General features: G+C 66.0%; 25 protein-coding genes. 17 read left to right on the top strand and 8 right to left on the bottom strand.

The window, feature by feature from the left end; genetic code table 11:
• The first annotated feature begins 1 nt into the window (after nt 1).
• From hemL to HMPREF2791_RS07545, 8 genes are read left to right on the top strand one after another with little or no spacing between them, the layout of a single operon-like run.
• Nucleotides 2–1,327: a glutamate-1-semialdehyde 2,1-aminomutase gene (gene hemL / locus HMPREF2791_RS07580; protein ID WP_070844930.1), complete on the top strand. Its 1,326-nt coding sequence runs from the start codon at nt 2–4 to the stop codon at nt 1,325–1,327.
• On the top strand, nt 1,328–1,930 hold the full coding sequence (locus tag HMPREF2791_RS07575) for a histidine phosphatase family protein (RefSeq protein WP_070844929.1): 603 nt from the start codon (nt 1,328–1,330) through the stop codon (nt 1,928–1,930).
• 8 nt (nt 1,931–1,938) lie between these two features.
• Entirely contained in the window at nt 1,939–2,511 is a 573-nt protein-coding gene (locus tag HMPREF2791_RS07570) for a TlpA family protein disulfide reductase (protein ID WP_070844928.1), read from the top strand.
• Complete coding sequence (locus tag HMPREF2791_RS07565; protein WP_070844927.1) at nt 2,512–3,285, top strand: cytochrome c biogenesis CcdA family protein; 774 nt, start codon at nt 2,512–2,514, stop codon at nt 3,283–3,285.
• The gene (locus HMPREF2791_RS07560; RefSeq protein WP_070844926.1) at nt 3,286–4,947 is read left to right on the top strand and encodes a cytochrome c biogenesis protein ResB; all 1,662 of its coding nucleotides are present in this window, start codon (nt 3,286–3,288) and stop codon (nt 4,945–4,947) included.
• Nucleotides 4,948–4,977: 30 nt separating this feature from the next.
• Nucleotides 4,978–5,955, top strand: coding sequence for a c-type cytochrome biogenesis protein CcsB (gene ccsB / locus HMPREF2791_RS07555; RefSeq protein ID WP_070844943.1), 978 nt, complete (start codon nt 4,978–4,980; stop codon nt 5,953–5,955).
• A complete protein-coding gene (gene galE / locus HMPREF2791_RS07550) occupies nt 5,955–6,974 on the top strand; it encodes a UDP-glucose 4-epimerase GalE (protein ID WP_070844925.1) in 1,020 nt (339 codons plus the stop codon). Before ccsB ends, galE begins: the two co-directional genes overlap by 1 nt.
• Nucleotides 6,971–7,228 (top strand): helix-turn-helix domain-containing protein, encoded by a 258-nt coding sequence (locus tag HMPREF2791_RS07545; RefSeq protein ID WP_070844924.1) that lies wholly within the window; start codon nt 6,971–6,973, stop codon nt 7,226–7,228. The genes galE and HMPREF2791_RS07545 overlap by 4 nt, the downstream gene beginning before the upstream one ends.
• 190 nt (nt 7,229–7,418) lie before the next feature.
• Here HMPREF2791_RS07545 and HMPREF2791_RS07540 read toward each other — a convergent pair whose 3' ends face one another.
• Entirely contained in the window at nt 7,419–7,736 is a 318-nt protein-coding gene (locus HMPREF2791_RS07540; RefSeq protein ID WP_070844923.1) for a hypothetical protein, read from the bottom strand.
• A gap of 40 nt (nt 7,737–7,776) precedes the next feature.
• Between HMPREF2791_RS07540 and HMPREF2791_RS07535 the strand changes: the two genes are divergently transcribed.
• Nucleotides 7,777–8,088 carry a DUF4229 domain-containing protein gene (locus tag HMPREF2791_RS07535; protein ID WP_083290284.1) on the top strand — a complete coding sequence of 104 codons (312 nt, stop codon included), beginning with the start codon at nt 7,777–7,779 and terminating at the stop codon, nt 8,086–8,088.
• 24 nt (nt 8,089–8,112) lie between these two features.
• On the opposite strand, the gene HMPREF2791_RS07530 is transcribed toward HMPREF2791_RS07535, so the two are convergent.
• The 3 genes from HMPREF2791_RS07530 to HMPREF2791_RS07520 are packed head-to-tail and all read right to left on the bottom strand — an operon-like array spanning nt 8,113 to nt 10,886.
• A complete protein-coding gene (locus HMPREF2791_RS07530; protein WP_070844922.1) occupies nt 8,113–8,874 on the bottom strand; it encodes an ATP-binding cassette domain-containing protein in 762 nt (253 codons plus the stop codon).
• On the bottom strand, nt 8,875–9,891 hold the full coding sequence (locus HMPREF2791_RS07525; RefSeq protein WP_070844921.1) for an ABC transporter permease: 1,017 nt from the start codon (nt 9,889–9,891) through the stop codon (nt 8,875–8,877).
• A complete protein-coding gene (locus HMPREF2791_RS07520; RefSeq protein WP_070844920.1) occupies nt 9,888–10,886 on the bottom strand; it encodes a substrate-binding domain-containing protein in 999 nt (332 codons plus the stop codon). The genes HMPREF2791_RS07525 and HMPREF2791_RS07520 overlap by 4 nt, the downstream gene beginning before the upstream one ends.
• A gap of 252 nt (nt 10,887–11,138) precedes the next feature.
• Between HMPREF2791_RS07520 and HMPREF2791_RS07515 the strand changes: the two genes are divergently transcribed.
• Complete coding sequence (locus HMPREF2791_RS07515; protein ID WP_070475266.1) at nt 11,139–12,791, top strand: ABC-F family ATP-binding cassette domain-containing protein; 1,653 nt, start codon at nt 11,139–11,141, stop codon at nt 12,789–12,791.
• Nucleotides 12,788–14,029, top strand: a complete 1,242-nt coding sequence (locus HMPREF2791_RS07510) for an MFS transporter (protein ID WP_070475265.1) — start codon at nt 12,788–12,790, stop codon at nt 14,027–14,029. The genes HMPREF2791_RS07515 and HMPREF2791_RS07510 overlap by 4 nt, the downstream gene beginning before the upstream one ends.
• Before the next feature lie 118 nt (nt 14,030–14,147).
• Here HMPREF2791_RS07510 and HMPREF2791_RS07505 read toward each other — a convergent pair whose 3' ends face one another.
• Both HMPREF2791_RS07505 and HMPREF2791_RS07500 read right to left on the bottom strand, forming a co-directional pair.
• Nucleotides 14,148–15,050 (bottom strand): AEC family transporter, encoded by a 903-nt coding sequence (locus tag HMPREF2791_RS07505; RefSeq protein ID WP_070844919.1) that lies wholly within the window; start codon nt 15,048–15,050, stop codon nt 14,148–14,150.
• Between the two features lie 107 nt (nt 15,051–15,157).
• On the bottom strand, nt 15,158–16,123 hold the full coding sequence (locus tag HMPREF2791_RS07500; protein WP_083327939.1) for a 1,4-dihydroxy-2-naphthoate polyprenyltransferase: 966 nt from the start codon (nt 16,121–16,123) through the stop codon (nt 15,158–15,160).
• 39 nt (nt 16,124–16,162) lie between these two features.
• Here HMPREF2791_RS07500 and HMPREF2791_RS07495 point away from each other — a divergent pair, with 39 nt between their 5' ends.
• Genes HMPREF2791_RS07495 through HMPREF2791_RS07485 form a run of 3 tightly spaced genes read left to right on the top strand, consistent with a single transcriptional unit; the run spans nt 16,163 to nt 19,068 of the window.
• Nucleotides 16,163–17,002, top strand: coding sequence for a glycosyltransferase (locus HMPREF2791_RS07495; protein WP_070844917.1), 840 nt, complete (start codon nt 16,163–16,165; stop codon nt 17,000–17,002).
• A gap of 10 nt (nt 17,003–17,012) precedes the next feature.
• Nucleotides 17,013–18,389: a TrkH family potassium uptake protein gene (locus tag HMPREF2791_RS07490; protein WP_070844916.1), complete on the top strand. Its 1,377-nt coding sequence runs from the start codon at nt 17,013–17,015 to the stop codon at nt 18,387–18,389.
• Complete coding sequence (locus HMPREF2791_RS07485; RefSeq protein ID WP_070844915.1) at nt 18,382–19,068, top strand: potassium channel family protein; 687 nt, start codon at nt 18,382–18,384, stop codon at nt 19,066–19,068. Before HMPREF2791_RS07490 ends, HMPREF2791_RS07485 begins: the two co-directional genes overlap by 8 nt.
• 61 nt (nt 19,069–19,129) lie before the next feature.
• Here HMPREF2791_RS07485 and HMPREF2791_RS07480 read toward each other — a convergent pair whose 3' ends face one another.
• Complete coding sequence (locus HMPREF2791_RS07480; protein WP_070844914.1) at nt 19,130–19,477, bottom strand: ArsR/SmtB family transcription factor; 348 nt, start codon at nt 19,475–19,477, stop codon at nt 19,130–19,132.
• Between the two features lie 115 nt (nt 19,478–19,592).
• On the opposite strand from HMPREF2791_RS07480, the gene arsB reads away from it, so the two are divergent.
• Entirely contained in the window at nt 19,593–20,648 is a 1,056-nt protein-coding gene (gene arsB, locus HMPREF2791_RS07475; protein ID WP_290172069.1) for an ACR3 family arsenite efflux transporter, read from the top strand.
• Nucleotides 20,645–21,064: an arsenate-mycothiol transferase ArsC gene (locus HMPREF2791_RS07470; protein WP_070844912.1), complete on the top strand. Its 420-nt coding sequence runs from the start codon at nt 20,645–20,647 to the stop codon at nt 21,062–21,064. The genes arsB and HMPREF2791_RS07470 overlap by 4 nt, the downstream gene beginning before the upstream one ends.
• Here the strand turns inward: HMPREF2791_RS07470 and HMPREF2791_RS07465 are convergent.
• The gene (locus tag HMPREF2791_RS07465) at nt 21,061–21,630 is read right to left on the bottom strand and encodes a TetR/AcrR family transcriptional regulator (protein WP_070844911.1); all 570 of its coding nucleotides are present in this window, start codon (nt 21,628–21,630) and stop codon (nt 21,061–21,063) included. The genes HMPREF2791_RS07470 and HMPREF2791_RS07465 overlap by 4 nt on opposite strands.
• Before the next feature lie 76 nt (nt 21,631–21,706).
• On the opposite strand from HMPREF2791_RS07465, the gene HMPREF2791_RS07460 reads away from it, so the two are divergent.
• Complete coding sequence (locus HMPREF2791_RS07460; RefSeq protein ID WP_246825486.1) at nt 21,707–22,714, top strand: ABC transporter permease; 1,008 nt, start codon at nt 21,707–21,709, stop codon at nt 22,712–22,714.
• Nucleotides 22,715–22,870 lie beyond the last annotated feature (156 nt).

Genomic DNA, 22,870 nt, shown 5'->3' with positions numbered 1-22,870 from the left:
CATGACTGCGGAAAAGCCGACTTCAGCTAACACCCAGCGTTCGCACGAGCTGTTCGAGCGGGCGCAGAAAACCACCCCGGGTGGGGTGAACTCGCCGGTGCGCGGCTTCGGCTCGGTGGGCGGGCAGACCCGCTTCATCCAGAGTGCGCACGGCTCGCAACTCATCGACGTGGACGGCAACTCGTACGTGGACCTGGTGTGCTCCTGGGGCCCGATGGTGCACGGCAACGCCCACCCGAAGATCGTCGAGGCAGTGGAGAAAGCCCTGCACAACGGTCTGAGCTTCGGCGCGCCCACGGAGGCGGAGATCCAGATCGCGGAGCACATTGTCAAGCGCACGTCGGTGGAAGAGGTGCGCATGGTCAACTCCGGCACGGAGGCCACCATGTCCGCGGTGCGTCTGGCGCGCGGGTTCACGGGTCGGCCGAAGATCATCAAGTTCGAGGGCTGCTACCACGGCCACGTCGACGCGCTGCTGGCGTCCGCGGGCTCCGGCATCGCCACGTTCTCCCTGCCGGATTCCCCGGGTGTCACGGGCGCGCAGGCGCAGGACACCATCGTGGTGCCGTACAACGACATTGAGGCCGTGGAGCGCGCGTTCCGCGAGAACGAGGGCGAGATCGCCGCGGTCATCGCCGAAGCGGCCGCGGGCAACATGGGCACCGTCGCCCCGCAGAACGACTTCAACGCCAAGCTCAAGGAGCTCGCGCACCTCAACGGCGCGCTGCTGATCCTCGACGAGGTCATGACCGGTTTCCGCACCTCCTACGCCGGCTGGTACGGCGTGGATAACGTCGCGGGCGACCTGACCACCTTTGGCAAGGTCGTCTCCGGCGGCCTGCCGGCGGCGGCGTTCGGCGGACGCCGCGACATCATGGAGCACCTCGCGCCGAACGGCCCTGTCTACCAGGCGGGCACCCTGTCCGGTAACCCGGTGGCGATGGCGTCCGGCCTGGCCTCGCTGGAGCTGGCGAGCGAGGACATCTACCCCACGCTGAACAAAAACGCGGATTTGCTGGAGCGTTTGCTTCACGACGCCCTGACGGCCGAAGGCGTCACCCACCACATCCAACGCGCGGCGACCATGCTCTCCATCCGGTTCGGCGAGGGCGAGGGCCACAACTTCGCCGACATGCAGGCCGCCGACACGTTCCGCTACGCCCCGTTCTTCCACGCCCTGCTGGACGCCGGCGTGTACGCGCCGCCGAGCGCGTTTGAGACCTGGTTCGTCTCCACCGCGCTGACGGACGAGGACTTCGGCCGCATCGAGGACGCGCTGCGCGGCGCCGCGAAGGCCGCTGCTGCGGCGCAACCCGCGGAGGCCTAAATGACGAAGACGACGGTGCACCTGGTGCGCCACGGCGAGGTGTACAACCCGAAGAAGATCCTCTACGGGCGCATGCCGGGCTACCACCTGTCTTCACGCGGCAACTCCATGGCCGTGGCCACCTCGAAGTTCTTCCGCGGCCGCGACGTGGTCTACCTGGCGGCGAGTCCGCTGGAGCGCGCGCAGGAAACGGCGCGCCCGATCGCGGAGGTCACCGGCTGCGAGGTGGACACCCGCGAGGACATCCTGGAGGCTGGCAACACGTTTGAGGGCCTGCGCACGAAGGGGTGGCGCTCGCAGCTGATCAACCCGATCCGCTGGCGGCACATGACCAACCCGTTCGAGCCGAGCTGGGGCGAGCCCTACCAGGAGATCTTCGAGCGCATGTGGTCCGCGGTCGAGGACGCCCGAGACAAGGCCGAGGGTCACGAGGCTGTGATGGTCAGCCACCAGCTGCCAATTGTCACCGTGCAGCGCCACGTGCAGGGCAAGCGCCTGGCGCACGCGAGCCGCAACTGCGACCTGGCGAGTGTGACCTCACTTGTGTTTGACGGCGACAGTGTTGTTGACTGGGCCTACAACACCCCAGCCCAGCACATCTGAGAGGTACTATGCGCAAGCTTTTCGCCGCGCCGCTTTGCGCGGCCGCGCTTTTGCTGACCGCCTGCTCCGGCGCGGACAACGGCGGCAACTTCGCGTTCCACTCGCCGGGCGGGCAGACTGAAATCCTCTACGAGGAGGCGGACCGCAAGCCCCTGGCCGGCTTCGAGGGCGAGTCGCTTCTCGACGAAGGCCAGACCATCGCCCTGAGTGATTTCGACGGCCAGATCGTCGTGCTCAACGCGTGGGGCCAGTGGTGCGCGCCGTGCCGCGCGGAGGTGGACGACCTGCAGCAGGTGCACGAGCATTTGCAGGAGCAGAACTCCGGCACCGTGCTTGGCATCAACGTCCGCGACCCGAATCCGCAGATCGCGCGGGATTTCCTGGCGGATAACGGCGTGACCTACCCGTCGATCTACGACCCGCCGTTTAAGACCGCCGCGAACCTGGGCGGCGTGCCCAGCTCCGTCATTCCCACCACGATCGTGCTGGACAAGCAGCACCGCCCGGCCGCCGTGTTTTTGCGTGAGATCACCGCGGACGATCTGATTGAGGTCATCGACCGTCTTGACGAGGAGGCCTAGGTGGGCTTCGCCGATCTTGTCGCCGACGGCCCGCTGCTGCTCGGCCTGCTCGCCGCCGCGGTTGCCGGGCTGGTGTCCTTCGCCTCGCCGTGCGTGATCCCGCTGGTGCCGGGCTACATCTCGTACCTCACCGGCGTGGTCGGCGGCGAGATGACGTTTGAGGAGGACGGGCCCCGCGTGTCCCGCAAACACTGGGCGGTTGCCGGTGCCGCCCTGCTGTTCATCGCCGGGTTCACCGTCGTGTTTCTGCTTGCCACCGTCACGGTGTTCGGCGCGGTCAGCGCCATCGCGCTCAATGCGCAAACGCTCACCCGCATCGGCGGGGTGGTCACCATCCTCATGGGCCTGGTGTTCATGGGGGCCGTGCCCGCGCTGCAGAAGGACACCCGCTTCCAGCCCAAGCGCTGGACCACCATTGTGGGCGCGCCGCTGCTCGGCGGCATTTTCGCGCTCGGCTGGACGCCGTGCCTGGGTCCCACGCTGGGCGCCATTATCTCGGTGTCTGTGGGCACCCAGGGCGTCACGGCGGCGCGCGGCGTGGTGCTTGTCATCGCGTACTGCATCGGGCTGGGCCTGCCGTTTTTGCTCGTTGCGCTCGGCTCCTCGAAGGCCGTGCGCAGCATCGACGTGCTGCGCCGCCACTCCCGCGCTATCCAGATCGCCGGCGGTATCGCCATGATCGTCGTCGGCATCACGCTGCTCACCGGCGCCTGGGACGTGTTTATCGGTTGGTCGCGCCAACTCGTCGTCGGATTCGGAGGGACGATCATCTAAATGAAGACGGCACAGACCTGGCTGAAAAAGGCGTGGCACTGGCTCACCAGCATGCGCACCGCCTTGATGCTGCTGTTCGTGCTGGCCGTGGCGTCCATCCCGGGCGCGCTTCTGCCGCAGCGCACCGTGTCGTCCTCGCTGGTGGACGACTACCTTAAGGCCAACCCCACCACCGGCCCGATCTACGACAAGCTGCAGCTTTTCGACGTCTTCCAGTCCACGTGGTTCCTCGCCATCATCGTGCTTTTGACCATCTCCCTGGTCGGCTGCATCATCCCGCGCTCCATCGACCACTGGCGCGCCTACAAGGCCAAGCCGACGCGCGCGCCCAAGTACTTGGGCCGCATGCCTCACCACGTGGAGGGGGAGGTTGCGGGGGCGCCGGAGGACGTCGAGAAGCAGTTGCGTACACAGCTTAAACGCTGGCACGTGGCGTCCTACACCCCGGACGAGGACCGCGCCGGAGCGTACTCGGTTTCCGCCGAGCGCGGCTACACCCGCGAGCTGATGAACCTGATTTTCCACATCGGCATTGTCGCCATGATCCTCACCTTCGTGGCCGGTCGCATGGTGTTTTACGAAGGCCAGGTCATCGTGGTGACCAACTCGGAGGCCGAATCCGCGGTGCCGGTGGAGCAATCGCGGGTGTTCTGCAACACCTCGCCCGCCAACTTCGACGTCTTCCGGGCGGGCCCGCTTTTCGACGGCACCGGCCTGACCCCGTTCTGCTTCGAATCCCAGAACTTCTCGGCCACCTACCTGAATAACGGCCAGGCCAACGAGTTCTCCTCCGACATCACCTACACCGACGACCTGACGGTCCCGCAGGAGGAGTGGACGCCCACGAGCCTGGCGGTGAACCACCCGCTGCGCTTAGGCGGCGACCGTGTTTACCTGCAAGGGCACGGCTTCGCTCCGCAGATCACCCTGACGTGGCCGAACGGGGAAACCCGCACGCAGATGATGCAGTTTCGGCCCACGGACGTGTTCACGTTCCTGTCCTCCGGCGTGATGCGCTTCGACCCGCCCGCCGGCATGTACCCGGACCTGGCGGACCGCCGCCAGCACCAGATCGCCATCGAGGGCAACTTCGCGCCCACCGCCCGCTGGGCCGGGCCGAACGGCGACCAGCTGCAGTCCGCGTTCCCGTCCATGGACGACCCGGCGGTGTCCGTGGATGTCTACGTCGGCGACGCCGGCCTGGACACCGGCCGGCCCCAGAACGTGTTCGTGCTGGACCAGTCCCTGGTCGCCGACGGGCGCCTGGAGAAGGTCTCTCGCGTCCAGCTCACCCCCGGCTCCGAGGCCACCGTGGACACCGGCGACGGCGAGGTCAAGGTGCGTTTCGACGGCGCCGCCGAGTACGCCAACTACCAGATCTCCCGCGACCCGACGCAGGTGTGGGCGCTGCTGGCGGCCGCGGTGATGCTCGCGGGGCTGGCCGGCTCGCTGGCGATCAAGCGCCGCCGCATCTGGGTGAGGCTGCGGCCGGGTGCGCCGGCTGCAGGGGAAGCGGTCACCCACGTCGAAATCGCCGGGCTCGCCCGCACCGACCGCGCCGGATGGGGCCGCGAATTCGACGACATCGCCGCCGCGATCCTCGGGCTCGACCCGGACGACGGGGAAGATAGCCAGGGGGAGTTCAACCCCTATGACCTTTGATAACGCGTGTCGGTGGAGTAGGTTATGGGCATGCTCGTCAACACAACCATGGCGGAATTGTCTGACCTGACGTTCCGCACCGCGTTCATCGTCTACATCGTGGCGCTGATTATGGCGTTCATCTACTACGGCCGCGTCAACAGCATCATCGAGGCGCGGCGCGAGGCCCTGGCCGAGAAGAAGGTGCTGGTTGGCGCGGGCGGACCGGAGGTCGTCGAGAAGCACAAGCCCGACGAGGACATGATCGCCAACGCCCGCAAATGGGCAGGCATGACTCAAGCCCTCGTCTGGGTCGGCGTGGCGCTGCACCTGGTGGCGTTTGTCACCCGCGGGCTCGCCGCCGGGCGGTTCCCGCTGGGCAACCTGTACGAGTACATCCTGTTCATGACCGCCGTGATCATGGTCGTCGCCGCCGTGGTGGTGCAGCGCAAGAACTGGCACACCGTGTGGCCGTGGCTGCTGTTCCCCATGGTCATCGCCATGTTCTTGAACTCCACGGTGTTCCACATGCAGGCCGCGCCCGTGGTGCCGGCGCTGCAGTCCTACTGGCTGCCGGTGCACGTCTCATCGGCAGCCATCGGCGCGTCCGTGGGCCTGGTCTCCGGCGCGTTCGCGCTGCTGTACCTGCTGCGCATGCGCCAGCCGCGCGGCGAGGAGCACGGCTTCCTCGGCGCGATCGCACGTCCCTTGCCGGACGCGAAGACGCTGGACCAGATCGCGTACAAGACCGCGGTGGTGACGCTGCCGCTATTCGGCATCGGCATCGTGTTCGGCGCGATTTGGGCCGAGGTCGCCTGGGGCCGTTTCTGGGGCTGGGACGCCAAGGAAACCGTCTCCATGATCACCTGGATCCTCTACGCCGCCTACCTCCACGCGCGTGCCACGGCCGGCTGGAAGTCCACCGCCGCCGCCTGGATCAACGTGTTCGCCATGGCCATGACGATCTTTAACATGACTTACGTCAACACCGTGATCGCCGGCCTGCACTCCTACGCGGGGCTGAACTAATGAAAGTCCTGATCACCGGCGGCGCCGGTTACATCGGCTCTTCCATTGCGTCGTGCTGCGCGGACGCCGGGATCACCCCAGTGATCTTGGACGATTTCTCCACGGGCCTGCGCGTCTTCGGCGAGCGCTTCGCCTGCTACGAGGGTGACATCGCTGACGTGGCGCTGCTCGAGCGCGTGTTCGCGGACCACCCGGACATCGACGCGGTGATCCACTGCGCCGCCAAGATCGTCGTGCCGGAGTCCGTTGAGCAGCCGCTGGCCTATTACGACAACAACGTGGGCAAAGCCATCACGCTGTTGTCGGTGATGGAGCGCTTCGGCGTGCGCCGGTTCGTGCTGTCATCGACGGCGTCGATGTACGAGCCGGGCGAGGACTACATGGTGGACGAAACCAGCGCGGTTGATCCTCAGAGCCCGTACGCGGCGTCGAAGTGGCTGCTGGAGCGTGTGCTTCGCGACGAATCCGCCACCGGCCGGTTGCGCGCAATGGCATTGCGCTACTTCAACCCGATCGGCGCGGACCCGGCGCTGCGCACCGGCCTGCAGAACCCGCACCCCACCCACGCCATGGGCAAGATGATCTCCGCGCACGCCGCCGGCGAGCCCTTCACCGTCACCGGCGTGGACTGGCCCACCCGCGACGGCTCTGGCCTGCGCGATTACATTCACGTCTGGGACCTTGCCCGCGCGCACGTCGCGGTTTTGGAGCGCTTCGACTCTGTGGTGGGGGATTCCGGCTACGACGTGATCAACCTCGGCACCGGCCAGGGCACCACCGTCTTCGAGCTCGCCGAGGCGTTCGGCGAAGCCACCGGCACCCCACTTGAGGTCCGCACCGGCCCCGCCCGCCCCGGCGACGTGGTCGGCAGCGCGTCGCGTACCGACAAGGCCCAGTCGGTGTTGGGGTGGTCCGCGGAGCTCTCGCTTGTCGACGGCGTCCGCCACTCCCTCGCCTGGTCCAAGAAACTGCCCGCAGTGCTCGCCGAGGAAGCCGGACTGAAGGAGGCGGGCCGATGAGCGACGCCCACCACAAACCCCGCAACAAGCAGGGCAAACCCGCCAGCGACGACCCGGTGCTGATCGCGCTGGGGGAGCAGATCGCCGCCAGGCGCCGCGCCACCGGCCGCCTTCAACAGGACGTCGCCGACGCCGCCGGGGTGTCCCGCTCCACCCTGCACACCATCGAGCACGGCGGCGCCGGCGTGCGCTGGGAGAAGGTCATCGCCGTGGCGGCCGAGCTCGGCCTGCGCGTCGGGTTCACCGAGGCGTAGGTCGGGCTTCTTCCGCTCGCCGCGGCCGCGTTCCGCCCCCCGCCGCTGACACTCCGCGGCGGAATCTGTCAGAGGGCCCCTATTTGCCCAGGTCGGCGCAAACGTCCGGCGGAATCTGTCAGGAATCCGGCGCCCGTTCGAAATTTGTTCACTGGGCTAGTGAACAAATTCAGACGGGCTGGCAAAAGCCCTAGATGTCGTCGCGCTGCTCGTCGTCGCGGCGCTTCCGCTCCGCCTCGGCCTCGGAACGACGCCGCTCCAGCTCACGTCGCTCGGCCTCCCGGCGCTCGGCCTCTTCGCGGGCGCGGCGCTCCTTGAACCGGTTTTTCTCGATGTTCCAGAGGAACTCTTCGTCGTCGTCCGGGCCCTTAATCACGGGTTTTTGCTCCACCTGCCGCTGCGAACCGCCGCGCAGCGACCCGTAGCGCTCGGCGGAGCCGGGGCCGAACGCGCGCCAGAGCAGCACGGCGGCCAGGACGACCAATGCGAGGAGTAGCAACCTTCCCATGGTTTTAAACATACTTGGCCACCGGATAGGGTGAACAACCGTGACTGATCAACGTTCTCCGCAGGTAGACCCCGGGGCGAAATCGAGGGCGAACAAGGCCGTGGCCATCTACGGCTTGGACCGCCTGCTTTTGTTCATCGCGCTGACGGTGGTGATCCAGCTCGCCGCGGTGCTCATTGGCGCGCCGGTGCCGGTGATTATGTCGGCGCTGCTGGCGCTGATTGTGGCGTTCCCGCTGTCGATGCTGCTGTTTAAGCGCCACCGCATTGAGGCGAATGAGGCTGTCGCGGAGCTGAAGCACCAGCGCCAGGCGCGCAAGGACTGGATTCAGTCCGAGCTCGCCGAACGCTAGCTCGCTAATCGACGCACCAAAGGTTTAGTCCCGCCTCAGCTCATGGCTGAGCGCCTCCAGCTCGCCGCCGCCGGCCATCTGGTGGGTCAGCTCCTCGAGGGTGACCTCGGAACGGGGCGCGTCGAGCTCCTGGTGGCCGAGCTTCAGGATGGTGAAGTGGTCGCCGACCAAGAAGGCGTGGTGGGGGTTGTGGGTGACTAATACGACGGCGATGCCGCGCTCGCGGGCGGCGGCGACCATGCGCAGCACCGCCCCGGACTGTTTCACGCCAAGGGCCGCCGTGGGCTCGTCGAGGATGAGCACGCGGGCGCCGAAGTAGACGGCACGGGCGATGGCGATGACCTGGCGTTGACCGCCGGAGAGGTTGCCGGCCTCGACGTCCACGTCGGGGATGTCAATGCCCATCTCTAGAAGCTGTTCGGAGCAGATCCGCTTCATCTCGGCTTGGCGCAGCACGCCGAACGCGCCGGTGAGTTCTTGGCCGAGGAAGAAGTTGCGCCAGACGCTGAGCTCGTCGACGATCGCCAGCGTCTGGTGGACGGTGGCGATGCCGGCGCTGATGGCGTCGCGGGGGGAGGTGAGGGTGGCAGCGGAGCCGTCGATAAGCATGGTGCCCGAAGTGGGCTGATGCAGGCCCGACAGGATTTTGATCAGGGTGGATTTGCCGGCGCCATTGTCGCCGAGCACGCAGGTGACTTCGCCTTCGCGCACGGCGAGGTTAACGCCGCGCAGCGCCTCGAAGCTGCCGTAGGACTTGGTGATGTTTTCCAGTTCGATGACAGCCACTTAGCGCCCCTTGGTGTATTTGGCGAAGGAGGTGTTCGCGAGCACCGCCACCAGCAGTGTCGCGCCGAGGAAGAACTTGAACCAGTCCGGGTTCCAACCGGCGTAGACGATGCCCTGGTTGGTCATGCCGAAAATCAGCGCGCCGATGGCGGTGCCGACGGCGGTGCCGCGCCCGCCCGTCATGGCGCAGCCGCCGATGACCGCGGCGATGATGTAGAGGAACTCGTTGCCCACGCCCTGGCCGGCCTGGATGGAGTCGAAGGCGAACAGGGTGTGCATCCCAACGAACCACGCGGCGAAGCCGACGCCCATGAACAGCAGGATCTTCACGCGGCGCACCGGTACGCCCACGGCGCGGGCGGCCTCGGCGTTGCCTCCGACCGCGGTGATCCAGCCGCCGAGCTTGGTGCGGAACAGCACGAACGACGCCACGGCCACGAAGAAAATCCACCACAGCACGGTGACCGAGACGCGCACGTTGCCGATGTGGAAGTTGCCGGCGAACACGGCGTGGGCGGACGGGAAGCCCTCCATGTCCGCGATGGTGGGGGTGGCCACCTGGCCGGTGACCAGCTTCGTCACCGCCAGGTTCAGGCCCTGGAGCATGAGGAAGGCCGCCAGGGTGATCAGGAAGGAATCGATGCCGGTGCGCGTGACCAAAAAGCCGTTGAGCGCGCCGATGGCCAGCGAGATCCCCAGCGCCAAAAACGCGCCCACCCAGGAGTTCAAGTGCAAGTTGTAGTTGAGCATCGTCGCGGCGAGCGCGGCGGTGGTCACGGCCACGCCGGAGGAGAGGTCGAACTCCCCGCCGATCATGAGCATGCCCACCGCCAGCGCCACAATCCCCAGAGTGGAGCTGGCATAGAGTGTGGTGGCCAGCGCCTCAAACGAGCGGAACGCCGGCGCCACGGAGAGGAAGAAGACAAAGATAGCGATGAAGCCGAGGAGGCTGGCAAACTCCGGGCGGCGGATCAGGCGCGCGAACCCGGTGCGGGTTTTCAGGCGGTCGTCCCTCATCGCATGCCCGCCTTCGCGGCCTCTTCGACCTTGTCGACGTTGCTTGCGTCCACGAAGCTCGGGCCCGTGTAGACGGGGCGCCCGCCGCCGAGGGTGCCGCCGTTGCGTTTTGCAATCCACAGCGAGTCCACCGCCAGGTAGCCCTGCAGGTACGGCTGCTGGTCCACGGCCCACGCCACGCGCCCGTCCGCGATGGCGCCAACGAGCTCCGCGTTGGTGTCGAAGGTGGACACCTGTGCCTTCGCGCCGGACTGGTTCACGGATTCCACGGCGCGCATCGCCACCGGCGCCTGCAGCGCAAACACGGTGTCGAAGGAGCGGTCCTGGGAAAGCTTCGAGGTGATGGTGGACTGCACGGCGGTGAGGTCCTGGCCGTTGACGTACAGCAGCTCCACCGCGTTTGAGTCGCCGCCGAGGCTGTCGCGCACACCGGCGCAGCGCGCCTCCTGCGAGGAGTTGCCCTGCTCGTGGATCACGCACAGCACCTTCTTCTTGCCTTCCTCCTTGAGGCGCTCGCCGGCGGCGCGGCCGGCCACGGTCTCGTCCTGGCCGAAGAAGCCGGTCAACCCGTAGTCCTGGTACGCGGTCATGCCGGCGTTCAGGCCGACCACGGGGATGCCGTGGTCCACGGCGTCGCGCGCCGCTGGGCCGATCGCCTCCGCATTCGGCATGGTCACGGCGATGCCGTCCACGCCCGCGTCCACCGCGGAGCGCACGAGGTTCGCCTGGTTGGGCGCCTGCGGGTCGGATGAGTAGCGCAGCTCGATGTTGTCCTTCTTCGCGGCGTCCTCGGCGCCCTTGCGCACGAGGTCCCAGTAGGTGTCGCCGGGCGCGCCGTGGGTGACCATCGCCACCACGTACCGCGGGGTGTCCACGCCGCCCGCCGTGCCGCCGCCGTCTTCGTTGCGGGGGGCTCCGCCTGTCGACGAGCATCCGCCCAACACCGCTGCCACCGTCAGTAGCGCGGCTGCCACAGTTTTCCGTGCCTTCCTCATTGCCAAAGTGTTAACCACTGCACTCGGGTGCGTCAAGCGGACTAGACGTATTGACCGGAGACGTCAATTAATTGGCTGAGATCCGCCACGCTGGGTAAACTCTGCCTCATGTACTCAGGCATCGCTTCCATGAAGCTGCGTTCCGCCCGCTGACGGCGGCGGGACCCCTTCTGATCTCTCGTCTGCCGTCCTGGCCATCTGCCGGGCGGTCATTTAGTGCTGCCCGGCTCCATGACGAGCTGAAAGTACGAAATGCCAATCACACCAACCTTGCGGTCATGTGTGTGGAACGGAACGCCCCGCGGGCCAGTCGCACACATCCGTGCCGAATCAATCCACATCACCTTGGGAGACAGGCACCTCCTGAACGGGCTGGATGTCACCGTCTCCGCCGGCTCACGCCTGGCGATCGTCGGCGACAACGGCCGTGGTAAGACCACCTTGCTCCATATCTTGGCGGGGCTCCTGACCCCTGACTCGGGAGTAGTGACCCAGATGGGTTCCCTCGTCCTGGTCAAGCAGGACATGCCCACCGAAGGCAACCGCACCGTCGGCGATCTCATCGCCGAAGCGACAGCTCCCTCCAGGGCTGCACTTGAGGCACTCGACGTGGCGAGCGCAGCACTCGCCGCAGGAAACGACGCGGCCGATGCCTATTCCGCAGCGCTCGAGACCGCCACGCTATTGGATGCCTGGGATGCAGAAAGGCGCGTGGACATCGCACTTGCAGGCCTTGACGCTTGCAGCGACCGCGCTCGCATACTGTCGACCTTGTCGGTCGGGCAACGGTACCGGGTCCGGCTTGCCGTCGCACTTGGATCGACCCCTGACCTGCTCCTGCTGGACGAGCCCACGAACCACCTCGACGCTGCAGGACTGTCCTTCCTAACCGAACGACTGCGTGATCACCCCGGTGGCCTGGCTCTGGTCAGTCACGACCGCGCTCTGCTGCGTGATGTGGCGACTACCTTCCTGGATCTCGACCCGACCCGAGATGGCGTGCCGCGAACCTACTCGGGCGGCTACCAAGGCTGGATTGAAGGCCGCCGACGAGAACGCCTCGTGTGGGAACAGGACCACGCCGCCCAGGTCGCCCGGCACAATGAACTGACACGCGCTGCAGCCGAGGCACGCTCCCGCCTGTCTCAGGGGGGATGGAGACCTGACAAGGGCACAGGCAAGCACCAACGCGCCACACGCGCTGCTGGAGTGGTCCAAGCCTTCAACCGACGTATAGAAGACCTGAAACGTCATGAGATCGACGTGCCGGCACCGCCACTGCGTCTAGCGTGGCCCGCCTCGACAACTCGTGCCGGGCAGAGCATCATGAACGCCACCGAAGTTACTGTGAAGGACCGGTTGGACACTCCGGTGTCGGTTGACGTGAACGGCGGTGACCGGTTGGTGGTCACCGGACCAAACGGCGCGGGAAAGTCCACCTTGTTGGCAGTTCTTGCACAGCGTCTGGCCCCCACCACGGGACATGTGCGAGTGAACCCGAGAGCACGCATCACTCTGCTGTCTCAAGAGGTCTCCGACTGGGATCACTCCAGCCCCGCACACGAGGTCTACGAGGCGTACCTAACAAAGCTGGGCCGCCGATCTCAGGCGCCTACTCTCGGCTCGCTCGGGCTGCTCGAGGCCTCTGCAACCAACACGCCCGTGGGGCGCCTGTCGCAAGGACAGCAACGCCGACTCCACCTGGCCATGTGTCTGGCACAGGACCCAGACCTGCTGCTCCTGGACGAACCCACCAATCATCTGTCATCGAACCTCGTCGACGACATCACCACCGAGCTCCAACAGGCCTCCTGCGCGGTGATCGTCGCCACCCATGACCGGCAGATGCTCCACGACTTTTCCGACTGGCCCCACCTGAACCTTGACTTGAAGGACATGCCATGAACCCGCTTCACCCCTTGACCATCCCCACGTACCGCCAGTTGTTCGCAGCGATGGTGCTGACCATCTTCGCCCAGGGCGCCTGGGCCCTCTACCTGACCATGCAGACCCTCGACCTGGGCGCCACGCCAGCCACCTTGTCGGGTGTCGTGGCCTGGAGCGGCATCGGCCTGCTTGCGGGATCCCTCCCAGCTGGCGTAATTGCCGACCGGATCCCCAACAAATCCGTCATCGTGGGTGTGCTCGCCCTGAATCTCGCCATCGCGACCGCGATGTCCACAGCAGCAATCCTCGACTTTGTCACCTTCTGGATGCTCGCGGTCTCCGCGTTCATCAGTGGCGCTTCAACCGCCTTCTTCTTCCCCGCCTACACGGCACTGGTGCCAGTCCTGGTGGATAGCGACGACCTCATGGCCGTCAACGGCCTCGAAGGCGCCACCCGTCCCTTGGTCGGGCAGGCACTTGCGCCCGCTGTCGTCGGAGCGCTCATCGGCGCAAGCATGCCCGCCGCTGGCGGGTACCTCATCGCAGCAGCAATCGGACTTGGCCTGCTCGCGGCCCTGCGGCTTCCCACCCCCACCCGCGCCGAAACGGAGGCCAATGCCGACGCTGCGGCAGACTCACCGATCACCGATCTGCTCGATGGCTTCCGCTACGTTTCCCGCACACGCTGGGTTCGCTCCAGTGTCCTGTTCGCGGCCGTCATGGGACTGGTCGTGACCGGACCACTCGAAGTCCTCCTACCCGCTCTTATGCGCTCCTCGCATGACAATGGACCTGCCCTCTACGGGGCCGTCCTGGCTGCCCTCGGCGCGGGCGGGTTGGTGGGCTCCCTGCTGGCGGGGTCGTGGCGCACACCGGAACGCTTCCTGCCCGCAATGGTCGGCGTCTGGGCGCTCGGATGTCTGCCCTTGTCCATCCCGGCGCTCACCAGCAATCCGTGGGCCATCGGTGCAGGACTCGCGTTCTACGGGGCGCTGATCGGGATCGGGATGGTCATCTGGGGAACAGTGCTTCAAGAGCACGTCCCCTTGGAGATGCTCGGCAGGGTCGCCAGCCTCGACTTCTTCATTTCCATCGCCTTCATGCCTCTGTCCATCGCCCTCACCGGACTCTTCAGCCGCTTCATCGACTCCAGAACTCTGTTCATCACCGCCGGCCTGGTGCCACTGGCCACGGCAGCACTGCTCCTAGCCCTGGGTCAACTCAAGATGCCACAGAAGACGCTGGCCGAGGCATGAGAGACCTAAGACACGCCAACATCATCCTCACACCTCTCCACCGCTTTGCTACCGCGGCGAGCTCGACGGCTGGTTGCACTGGGTTTTCACGATTGACCAACGTTTGAGGTCAGTACAGCTAGAACACTCCGGCGATCAGCAGCATGGCCGGCAGGGCCAGGAAGGTAGTCAGGAACACGGTGTCGCGGCAGATCACTTCACCCGAGCGGTACGTCGCCGCGTAGTTGTACACGTTCTGCGCCGTGGGCAGCGCGCAGAGGATCAGCGCGGCGTACATCTCTTCCGGCCCCAGGTGCAGAAGCTTTGCGACGATCCACGCCACCGCCGGCATACCCACCAGCTTCAACGCGGTGGCGGTGAGGGTGGGGCCACGGTGGCTTGTCAGTACCTTCTCGCCGGTGAGTGAGGCGCCGAAGCTCATAAGGATCAGCGGGATGGACGCCCCGCCCAAGATCTCCAGCGGCGCGAGCACCGGCTCCGGCACTGTCCAGGACGACGCGGAGACGGCAAACCCCGCGAACGCCGCGACCACCACGGGCGCGGTCAGGCCGGCCACCACGGACTTGCCGACGCCTTTCGCGCCCCGGTCCAGCCCCGCGATGACGATGGGGGAGAGCACCGCCATCTGGAGGACGAGGGCGGGCACGACGAAGGTGGCGTCGCCAAGCACATAGGTGGCGATGGGCAGGCCGATGTTGACAGAGTTGTAGTAGCTCGCCGACGCCGCGCCCGCCATCGTCTCCGCGGCGTCCTGACGGAAGAAGACCGCGCTGATCGCCCAGTAAATGAGCATGGTCACCACCGTGGCGACGGCGATGACCAGGATGACCGGGGAGAAGAACGCGTCCGTGTCCGAGACCGCCACCGAGGAGAAGATCAGCGACGGGGTGGCCACGTAGAACGCGATGCGGTTGAGCTGCAGGCGCTCCTCGCCAGGCCCGATGGCGCGCTTGTGGGCCAGCCACCACCCCGCCGCGATGACGGTGAAGATGATGGCAAAACCGGTGAGGACGTCAAGCATGCGGCTGAGTGTATCGCTGGGGGTGGTTGCGTTTGGGAATGTGGCAAATATTTGCCACATTGCGAAAACGAGGCACCTGCGCGCCCGATCGACACCTGCGACTACATCTACGACAACGGCGCGTACGGCACGGCCTCGCCGATGCCGCTGAACCCGCCCCAGAACGTCCAGCCGAACCATGCGAACGCCACCGCGGTGACCACGGCCCACAAAAGCATCGTCTTGCCGTTGAGCCCCAGCACCGGGATCAGCTCCGCACCAGAAGCGCCGCCGCGCACCTTCTGCACGCTCGCCACCGCCAGTGGCAGCGCCACCAGTGCCGCAAGCGCAGACACGGTGGTCATCGACAGCACCACGGAAATGAAGAACGGGAACAAAGTCAGCACGGTGAAGAGGGTGCGCGCTTTATCGTCGCCAAGCCTTACTGCGAGTGTGCGCTTGCCGGCGGCCGCATCGGTGGGGATGTCGCGGATGTTGTTGGCCAGGTTCACCGACGCGGAGATCGCGCCGATGGCCAGCGCGCACAGGAAGCCTTCCCACGACACCATCCCGGACTGGGTGTACTCGGTGCCCATCACGGCGACGAGGCCGAAGAACACGAACACCGAGACCTCGCCGAAGCCGGAGTAGCCGTACGGGCTGTCGCCGCCGGTGTAGAACCACGCCGCGGCGATGCACAGCGCGCCCACCAGCACGAGCCACATCGCGCCCGCCACCGCGGACAGGATCACGCCGAACACAGCGGCGGCGCCGAACGCGATAAACGCCGCCAGCTTTACCTGCTCCGGCGCGGCCAGCCCGGAGCCGGTCAGGCGCGTCGGCCCGGTGCGGTCGTCGTCGGTGCCGCGGATGCCGTCGGAGTAGTCGTTGGCGTAGTTGACGCCGATGATCAGCGCCCACGCCACCAGAAGCGCCAGCACGGCGCGGCCGGGGTGGGCCTGCAAGGTCAGGGCCGCCACGCCGGTACCGGCGATGACGGGGGCGAATGCGTTGGGCCAGGTGTGGGGGCGGGCGGCGTCCCACCAGTCGCGGGGCGTGGCAGTGTGAGTCCCAGTGTCAGTCATGCCCTCCATCATGCACCCTCCCTCGCCGGTCGGCTAGGGTAATGCGCCATGTGGATTGACTACGCCGTGCGCCAAGGGTTCGTGGCCACCGGCGCATTCGTTCGTCTCCCGTTGCTGCTCAACGCGGCGCACAACTCGGACAAGCGCTTCCCGGCAGACGGCGAGACCGTCATTTCCTTAACCACCCACGGCACCCGTTTGCGCTCGGCTGCCGCGGCGATTGCGTCGCTGCTGGTGGGCACGGTGCGCCTGCCGGTGCACCTGTGGCTGGACCCGGTGGATTTCCACGCCCGGTGGCCGGACGCGCTGCAGTCGCTTGCGAATCGCGGCCTGCAGGTGCACGAATCCACCGGCGGCTTGGGCCCGCACACCAAGTACTACGGCACGTTCCAGCAGTACCCGGACCGCAACGTCATCACCGTCGACGACGATGTGCTCTACCCGCGCACGTTTGCGCAGAAGCTCATCGACGCTCCTTCGGCCTCCACCATCACCGCCTACCGCGCCCACAGAGTCGTGCTGGACGAAGAAGGCATCGCCCCGTACAAGAAGTGGCGGCCGGTAAGGAGCACAGAGCCGTCGATTTTGCACTTCGCCACCGGCGTGGACGGCGTGCGCTACCCGAAGGAGATGGTGCGCTACGTCGCCGAGCGCGGCACGGAGTTTTTGGACCTCGCACCACGCGCCGACGATGTGTGGCTGAACCACTGCGCCCTGAGCGCCGGGTTCCCGGTGAAGCAGGTTTCGGAGCGCTCGGCGAACTTTCCGCTGGTCCCGGGCTCGCAGCGTGTGCGCCTGTCGCGGGTGAACCTCTCCGGCGGCAACGACGTCCAAATCGCGGCGACGTATTCAGCAGAAGACGTAGCCAAGCTGCGCGCCGCGGAGTAGCGTTTGGCCGGTGAATGACACAGCCTCCAAGAGGTGGCTCGGCCCCGCGCAACTAACTGCGCTGGGCTTTCTAGCTCTGATCCTCACCGGCACAGCGCTGCTTTCCATGCCGTTCGCCTCCGCTGACGGCGCGCCTACAGCGCTGATGAGCGCGCTGTTTACCGCCACGTCCGCGACCACTTTGACCGGCCTGGTCACCGAGGACACCGGCAGCCACTGGAGCCTGGCCGGACAGTTCATTGTGCTGGCGCTGATCCAGGCCGGCGGCCTGGGCATCATGAGCATTACCTCGCTTACCGGCATGCTGCTCACCGGCCGGGTGAAGCTGCGTTCGCGGTATGCCACGGCAGCTGAGGGGCGGCCAATTTTGGAAGGTGGGGTGAGGCGGACGCTCGTGGCAACGCTGCTGCTCACCTTCTTTTTTGAGGGGGTGGTAGCGGTGATCTTGGGCATTCGCTTCGCCACCGTCTACGGCATGGCGCCGGGGCGCGCCGCATACGAGGGCGTGTTCCACGCGATTTCCGGGTTCAACAACGCCGGCTTCGGACTGCGTCCGGACAGTCTGGTCTCCTACAACACGGACGGGTGGATCCTCATCCCGTTGGCGGGTGCGTTGATGATTGGCGGGCTGGGCTACCCGGTGCTTTCCGAGCTGGTGCGCCGCGGCCGCGAGCAGATGCGCGGGCTGGTCCACGGCGCGCCGGTGAGCTCGCGGCGGCTGTCCATCACCACCCGCATGACGCTGCAGGCGACCGCGTTTCTGGTGGTCAGCGCCACGCTTATCATCGCACTACTGGAGTGGCGCGGCTTCCTCGCCGGCATGCCAACCAGTGTCAAGTGCCTCAACGCGTTCTTTTCCGGGGTGACGCCGCGCACCGCGGGGTTCAACTCTGTCGATTACGCCGAGGCGCACCCGATCACGCTGATGGTCACGGACATTTACATGTTCATCGGCGGTGGGTCCGCGGGCACAGCCGGCGGCATCAAGATCACCACCGCGACCGTGCTGCTAGCGGCCATGCTGGCGGAATTCAAAGGCCGCGACGCCACCACCGTGGGCCACCGCACCGTGCCAAAAAGTGTGGTGCGCCAGGCCATGACGGTGGCCGCGGCGGGACTGGTAGCGGTGACCGCAGGCGTAGCTACGCTGCGTATTTGCGACCCCCAGTTCACCGCCGACCAGGTCAACTTCGAGGTCATCTCGGCGTTTGCCACCACGGGGCTTTCCACCGGCATCACCGCGGATTTGTCCACCCCGTCCCAGCTCGCGCTGTGCCTGCTGATGTACCTCGGGCGCATCGGCCCGTTCACACTCGTCGCAGCGCTGGCGCTGCGCACCGTTTCCCGCAGGTTCGACTACCCCACAGAAAGGCCGTTCATTGGTTAACTTCCCCCGTTTCACGTCCACGCAGCGTTTGAATATCCCGCCCGTGGTGGTCATTGGCCTGGGCCGTTTCGGCGGTGCGATCGCCCAGGAGCTCACCCGCTACGGCGTGGAGGTGATGGGCGTCGATGTGGATGAGCGGCTGGTGCGCGAGCATGCGCCTTTGCTTACCGACGCCACCGTCGCCGACACCACCGACCCCGAAGCCTTACGCCAGCTCGGTGTGCATGACGTCAAACGCGTGGTGCTCGGCATCGGCTCCGCGCTGGAGGCGTCCATCCTGACCGCCTCCAACCTGGTAGATCTAGGGGTGCCCGACATTTGGGCGAAGGCTGATTCGGAGTCCCACGCCCGCATTTTGCAACGCCTCGGCGTGCACCACGTGGTGCGCCCGGAGCACGACACCGGCCGCCGGGTGGCGCATCTGCTCGGCGGGAGGTTCCAGGATTTCGCAGAGTTGGCGGAGAACTACGGCGTGATCAAGATGGCCCCGCCGCGTGCGCTGCTGTCCGGTCCCTGCGACGCGGAAAAGCTGTGGGACAAGCACCGCGTGCAGGTGGTCTCCGTGCGCAACAGCAATGGCGAGTGGCAGCCGTTTGTGCCGGGCCAGGAGCTCTCCCCGTCGGACCTGATTGTGATGGCGGGTGCGCCGGACGACTTAGAGCGTTTCTCCCAGCAGTAGGGGCATGTGGCAGTCTTTGGACCAGTTCGGCTGGGAGTGGTTCTGTCTCAGCTGGTGAGTCTCAGTCCATCTGCAGCACGGTGCGAAGTTCCGCGAACAGCTCCGGGCGCAGCCGGTGGAGGACCGACCTGCCCAGGCGGCTCTTTTCTAGGAGGCCGGCCTCGGTAAGTTTTTTGAGGTGGTGGGAAACCGTCGGTTGGCTTAGCCCAGAGCGTTGCGTCAGTTCGCTCACGCTCATCGGCTCGCAGCCCTCTTCGGCGAGCCAGGAGAGTAGTTGCAGCCGGCCGGGGTCCGCCAAAACTTTGAACAGGGCCGCGTAACGCGTCGCGTCGTCTGCGGAGAGCAAGCCGGAGCCCAGCGAGCAGCAGTCGAGGCCAGTGTCTGCTGTCGTGGCGACAGAATCTTTCATGCTTCCTACCTTTTCATATTGACAGCGATAAATGTGCCTTTTAGTGTTCGTATTGATAATCGTCAATAGATAAGGATTCCAGATGGAAGACACAACCTCTCAGCCAGTAGAGCGCATGTCATTTCTTGACCGCTTCCTACCGGTGTGGATCATGCTCGCCATGGCGGCGGGCCTCGCCCTCGGCCGCGCAGTGCCGGGGCTTTCGGGCGCACTCGAGCGCCTTGAAGTCGGCGGGATCTCGCTGCCGATCGCGCTCGGCCTGCTTGTGATGATGTACCCGCCGCTGGCCAAGGTGCGCTACGACAAAACCCGCGAGATCGCCACCGACAAACGGCTCATGACCGTATCCATCATTTTGAACTGGATTCTTGGCCCCGCGTTCATGTTCGCGCTCGCGTGGATGTTCCTGCCTAACGAGCCGGAGCTGCGCACCGGCCTGATCATCGTCGGGTTGGCGCGCTGCATCGCCATGGTGCTGGTGTGGTCCGACCTCGCCTGCGCAGACCGGGAAGCCACCGCCGTGCTGGTGGCCATCAACTCGGTGTTCCAGGTGCTCATGTTCGGCGTGCTTGGCTGGTTCTACCTGCAGGTCCTGCCGTCCTGGCTGGGCCTGGAGACCACCTCGGTGGATTTCTCCTTCTGGGCGATCGTCTCCTCCGTGCTCGTCTTTTTGGGCATCCCGCTGCTGGCCGGGCTGCTGTCTCGCATCATCGGTGAGCGCACCAAGGGCCGCGACTGGTACGAAAACACCTTCCTGCCCCGGATCTCCCCGCTGGCGCTGGTCGGCCTGCTGTACACGATCGTGCTGCTGTTTTCCCTGCAGGGCGACCAGATCCTGTCCAGGCCGTTGACTGTGGCCACGGTGGCGCTGCCGCTGCTGTGCTACTTCGTGGGCATGTTCGCCGTGGCACTTGTGGTGGCCAAACTCTCCGGCATGGACTACGCCCAATCCGCCTCGGTGGCGTTTACCGCCGCCGGCAACAACTTCGAGCTCGCCATCGCGGTGGCGATCGGCACCTTCGGCGCCACCTCCGCCCAGGCGCTGGCGGGTACGATTGGCCCGCTCATCGAGATCCCGGTGCTCGTCGGCTTGGTCTACCTCATGCGGGGGATCGGCCCGAAACTGTTCCCCGGTGACCCAACCCTGCCTAACCAAAGGAGCCTTACATGAAGCCCTCAGTCCTGTTCGTCTGCGTCGGCAACGGCGGCAAGTCCCAGATGGCGGCGGCGCTCGCCGAGAAGCACGCGGGTAGCCAGCTCGGCATCCACTCCGCAGGCACCAAACCCGGCACGAAGCTGAACCAGGAATCGGTCGAGGCGATTGCAGAGACTGGCGCCGACATGTCGCACGGCACGCCCAAACCCATCGATCCGGAACTGCTGCGCAGCGTTGATCGCGTCGTGGTGCTCGGCGAAGACGCGCAGGTGGAAATGCCTGACGGCGCCCGCGGCACGCTGGAGCGCTGGCACACCGACGAACCCTCGCACCGCGGCATCGAGGGCATGGAGCGCATGCGCCTGGTGCGCGACGACATTGACGCCCGTGTGCGTTCGCTTATCGACGAGCTAGTAGGAGCCGTACATTAGCTCGCTTGCTGGGTGCGCAATCCATCAATGAACACGTCGACGAGCCAGGCGCGCCTGCCCGCGAACGCTTCCTCCGCGGGCTCGGGCAGCGGGCGTGAGAGCGCGATGATGGCGAAGTCGAACGACAGGTAGTCGAGGTCCGGGGGGCACAGTTCGTGCTGTTTGGCTTGCGCAAGTAGCGGGTCGTAGATGGCTTGCAGCTGCGCGGTGGCGACAGCCCTGTCTTCGTGCGACAACGTGGGTAGCAGTTTGGGCAGGATTTCCTGGCCGACGGCGGGGAAGTTCAAGTTCACCATCTCGCCGATCGCGGAACGCCAGGTGTCTTCGGGTGCGTCGGGGAAACGCAGGAGGTGCTTGTCCACCACGTCGCGCATGCTGTTCATGGTGTGTTCGAGCACCGCGCGGAAGAGCTCGTCCCTGTCGGGGAAGTGGCGGCTCACGGTGGCCACGCCCACGCCTGCCTCCTTAGCGATGTTGCGCAGCGACACGCCAGGCCCCATCTGGGCGATGAGCGTGGAGGCGACCTCCACAATCGCTTGACGGTTTTCGGCAGTATCTTTTCGCATGACCCGCAGCTTACCGTTGACGCGCCAGAAGTGGAACAGTATGCTCCATTTGTGTAATTGAAACACACTGTTCCATTTGGAGGAGATTTTGTCCACAACCGTGGCGCGCCCCGCACCCACGCAGGGTGCAACAAAGAAGGCACTCGCCATGATCCTTGGCATCCCCGTCGTCATCGGACTGCTGCTCTGGGCGTTTTTGGCCCCGACATTCGCGTCCGGGCCGGACGGGGTGCCGGTTGCGGTGGCCGGTCCGGGGCCTGTCGTCGAGAAGCTCATTGCTCAAGCTGAACAGCAAGAGGAGCACCCGGACTTCATCACCGTGAGCTCGCCGGAGGAGGCGGAGACGATGGTGCGCGACCGCGAGGCGGTTGGCGCGATCGCGATCGGTGAAGGCGGCGCGACCGTGTATACCGCCTCCGGCAATGGCGCACCGTACGTGCAAATGCTGAGCGGTGTCGCTCAAAACATGGAGGCCAGCGGCATGCCTGTGGAAACGAAGGATCTCGCCCCCACCACCAAAGATGACCCGCAGGCCCAAGGCCTCGCGCTGCTCGGACTGCCGCTCGCGTTCGGCGGCGTGATCTCGGGCATCTTGCCGACGCTGCTGCTTCGCGGGAAGAAGTGGTCGAAGGCTGCCGTGATTGCTGGTGTTGCAATGATTGGCGCCGGTGTCGCGGTCTGGATGCTGCACGGCGTATACGGCACCCTCTCCGGCAGCGTGTTCATGGAATGGTTGGCTGTGACGCTCGGCCTTGCCGCGACGTCGTCGGTGACCGCGGGCCTCGGCGCGCTTATGGGTATGCCGGGTGCGGGCCTGGGCGCGGTGCTGACAATCTTCGTTGCCAACCCCTTGTCCGGCCTGGCCACGGGCCCGTGGTTGCTGCCGGCGGGTTGGTCCACGCTCGGCCAGCTGATGCCGATTGGCGCGACGGGCTTCCTCGTTCGCTCGCTAAGCTTTTTCGATGGTGCCGGGTCCACGCAGCCCTGGATAGTGTTGTGCTGCTGGATTCTCCTCGGCCTACTCCTGCTGGCCTTCGATCGCTCGAAGGCACCGACTGCTGAAACAACAACTGAAACTGCCTAACCCCTACGCCCGGCCCAAACGTGCACTATCACCTGGCCGGGATCATCGGGATTCGCTGTTTGTTGCGGAACCTCGACGCCTGCATGCGCGCCGGCGAGGTGCCGCGGTAGTGGGTGGTGGAGGGGGAGGTTGCGTACTTCGGATTTGTGGACGGTT

Source organism: Corynebacterium sp. HMSC034A01 (assembly GCF_001838175.1).
Classification (GTDB): domain Bacteria; phylum Actinomycetota; class Actinomycetes; order Mycobacteriales; family Mycobacteriaceae; genus Corynebacterium.
Note: the sequence above shows the minus strand (reverse complement) of the source record. Positions and strands in the feature narration are given on the sequence as shown.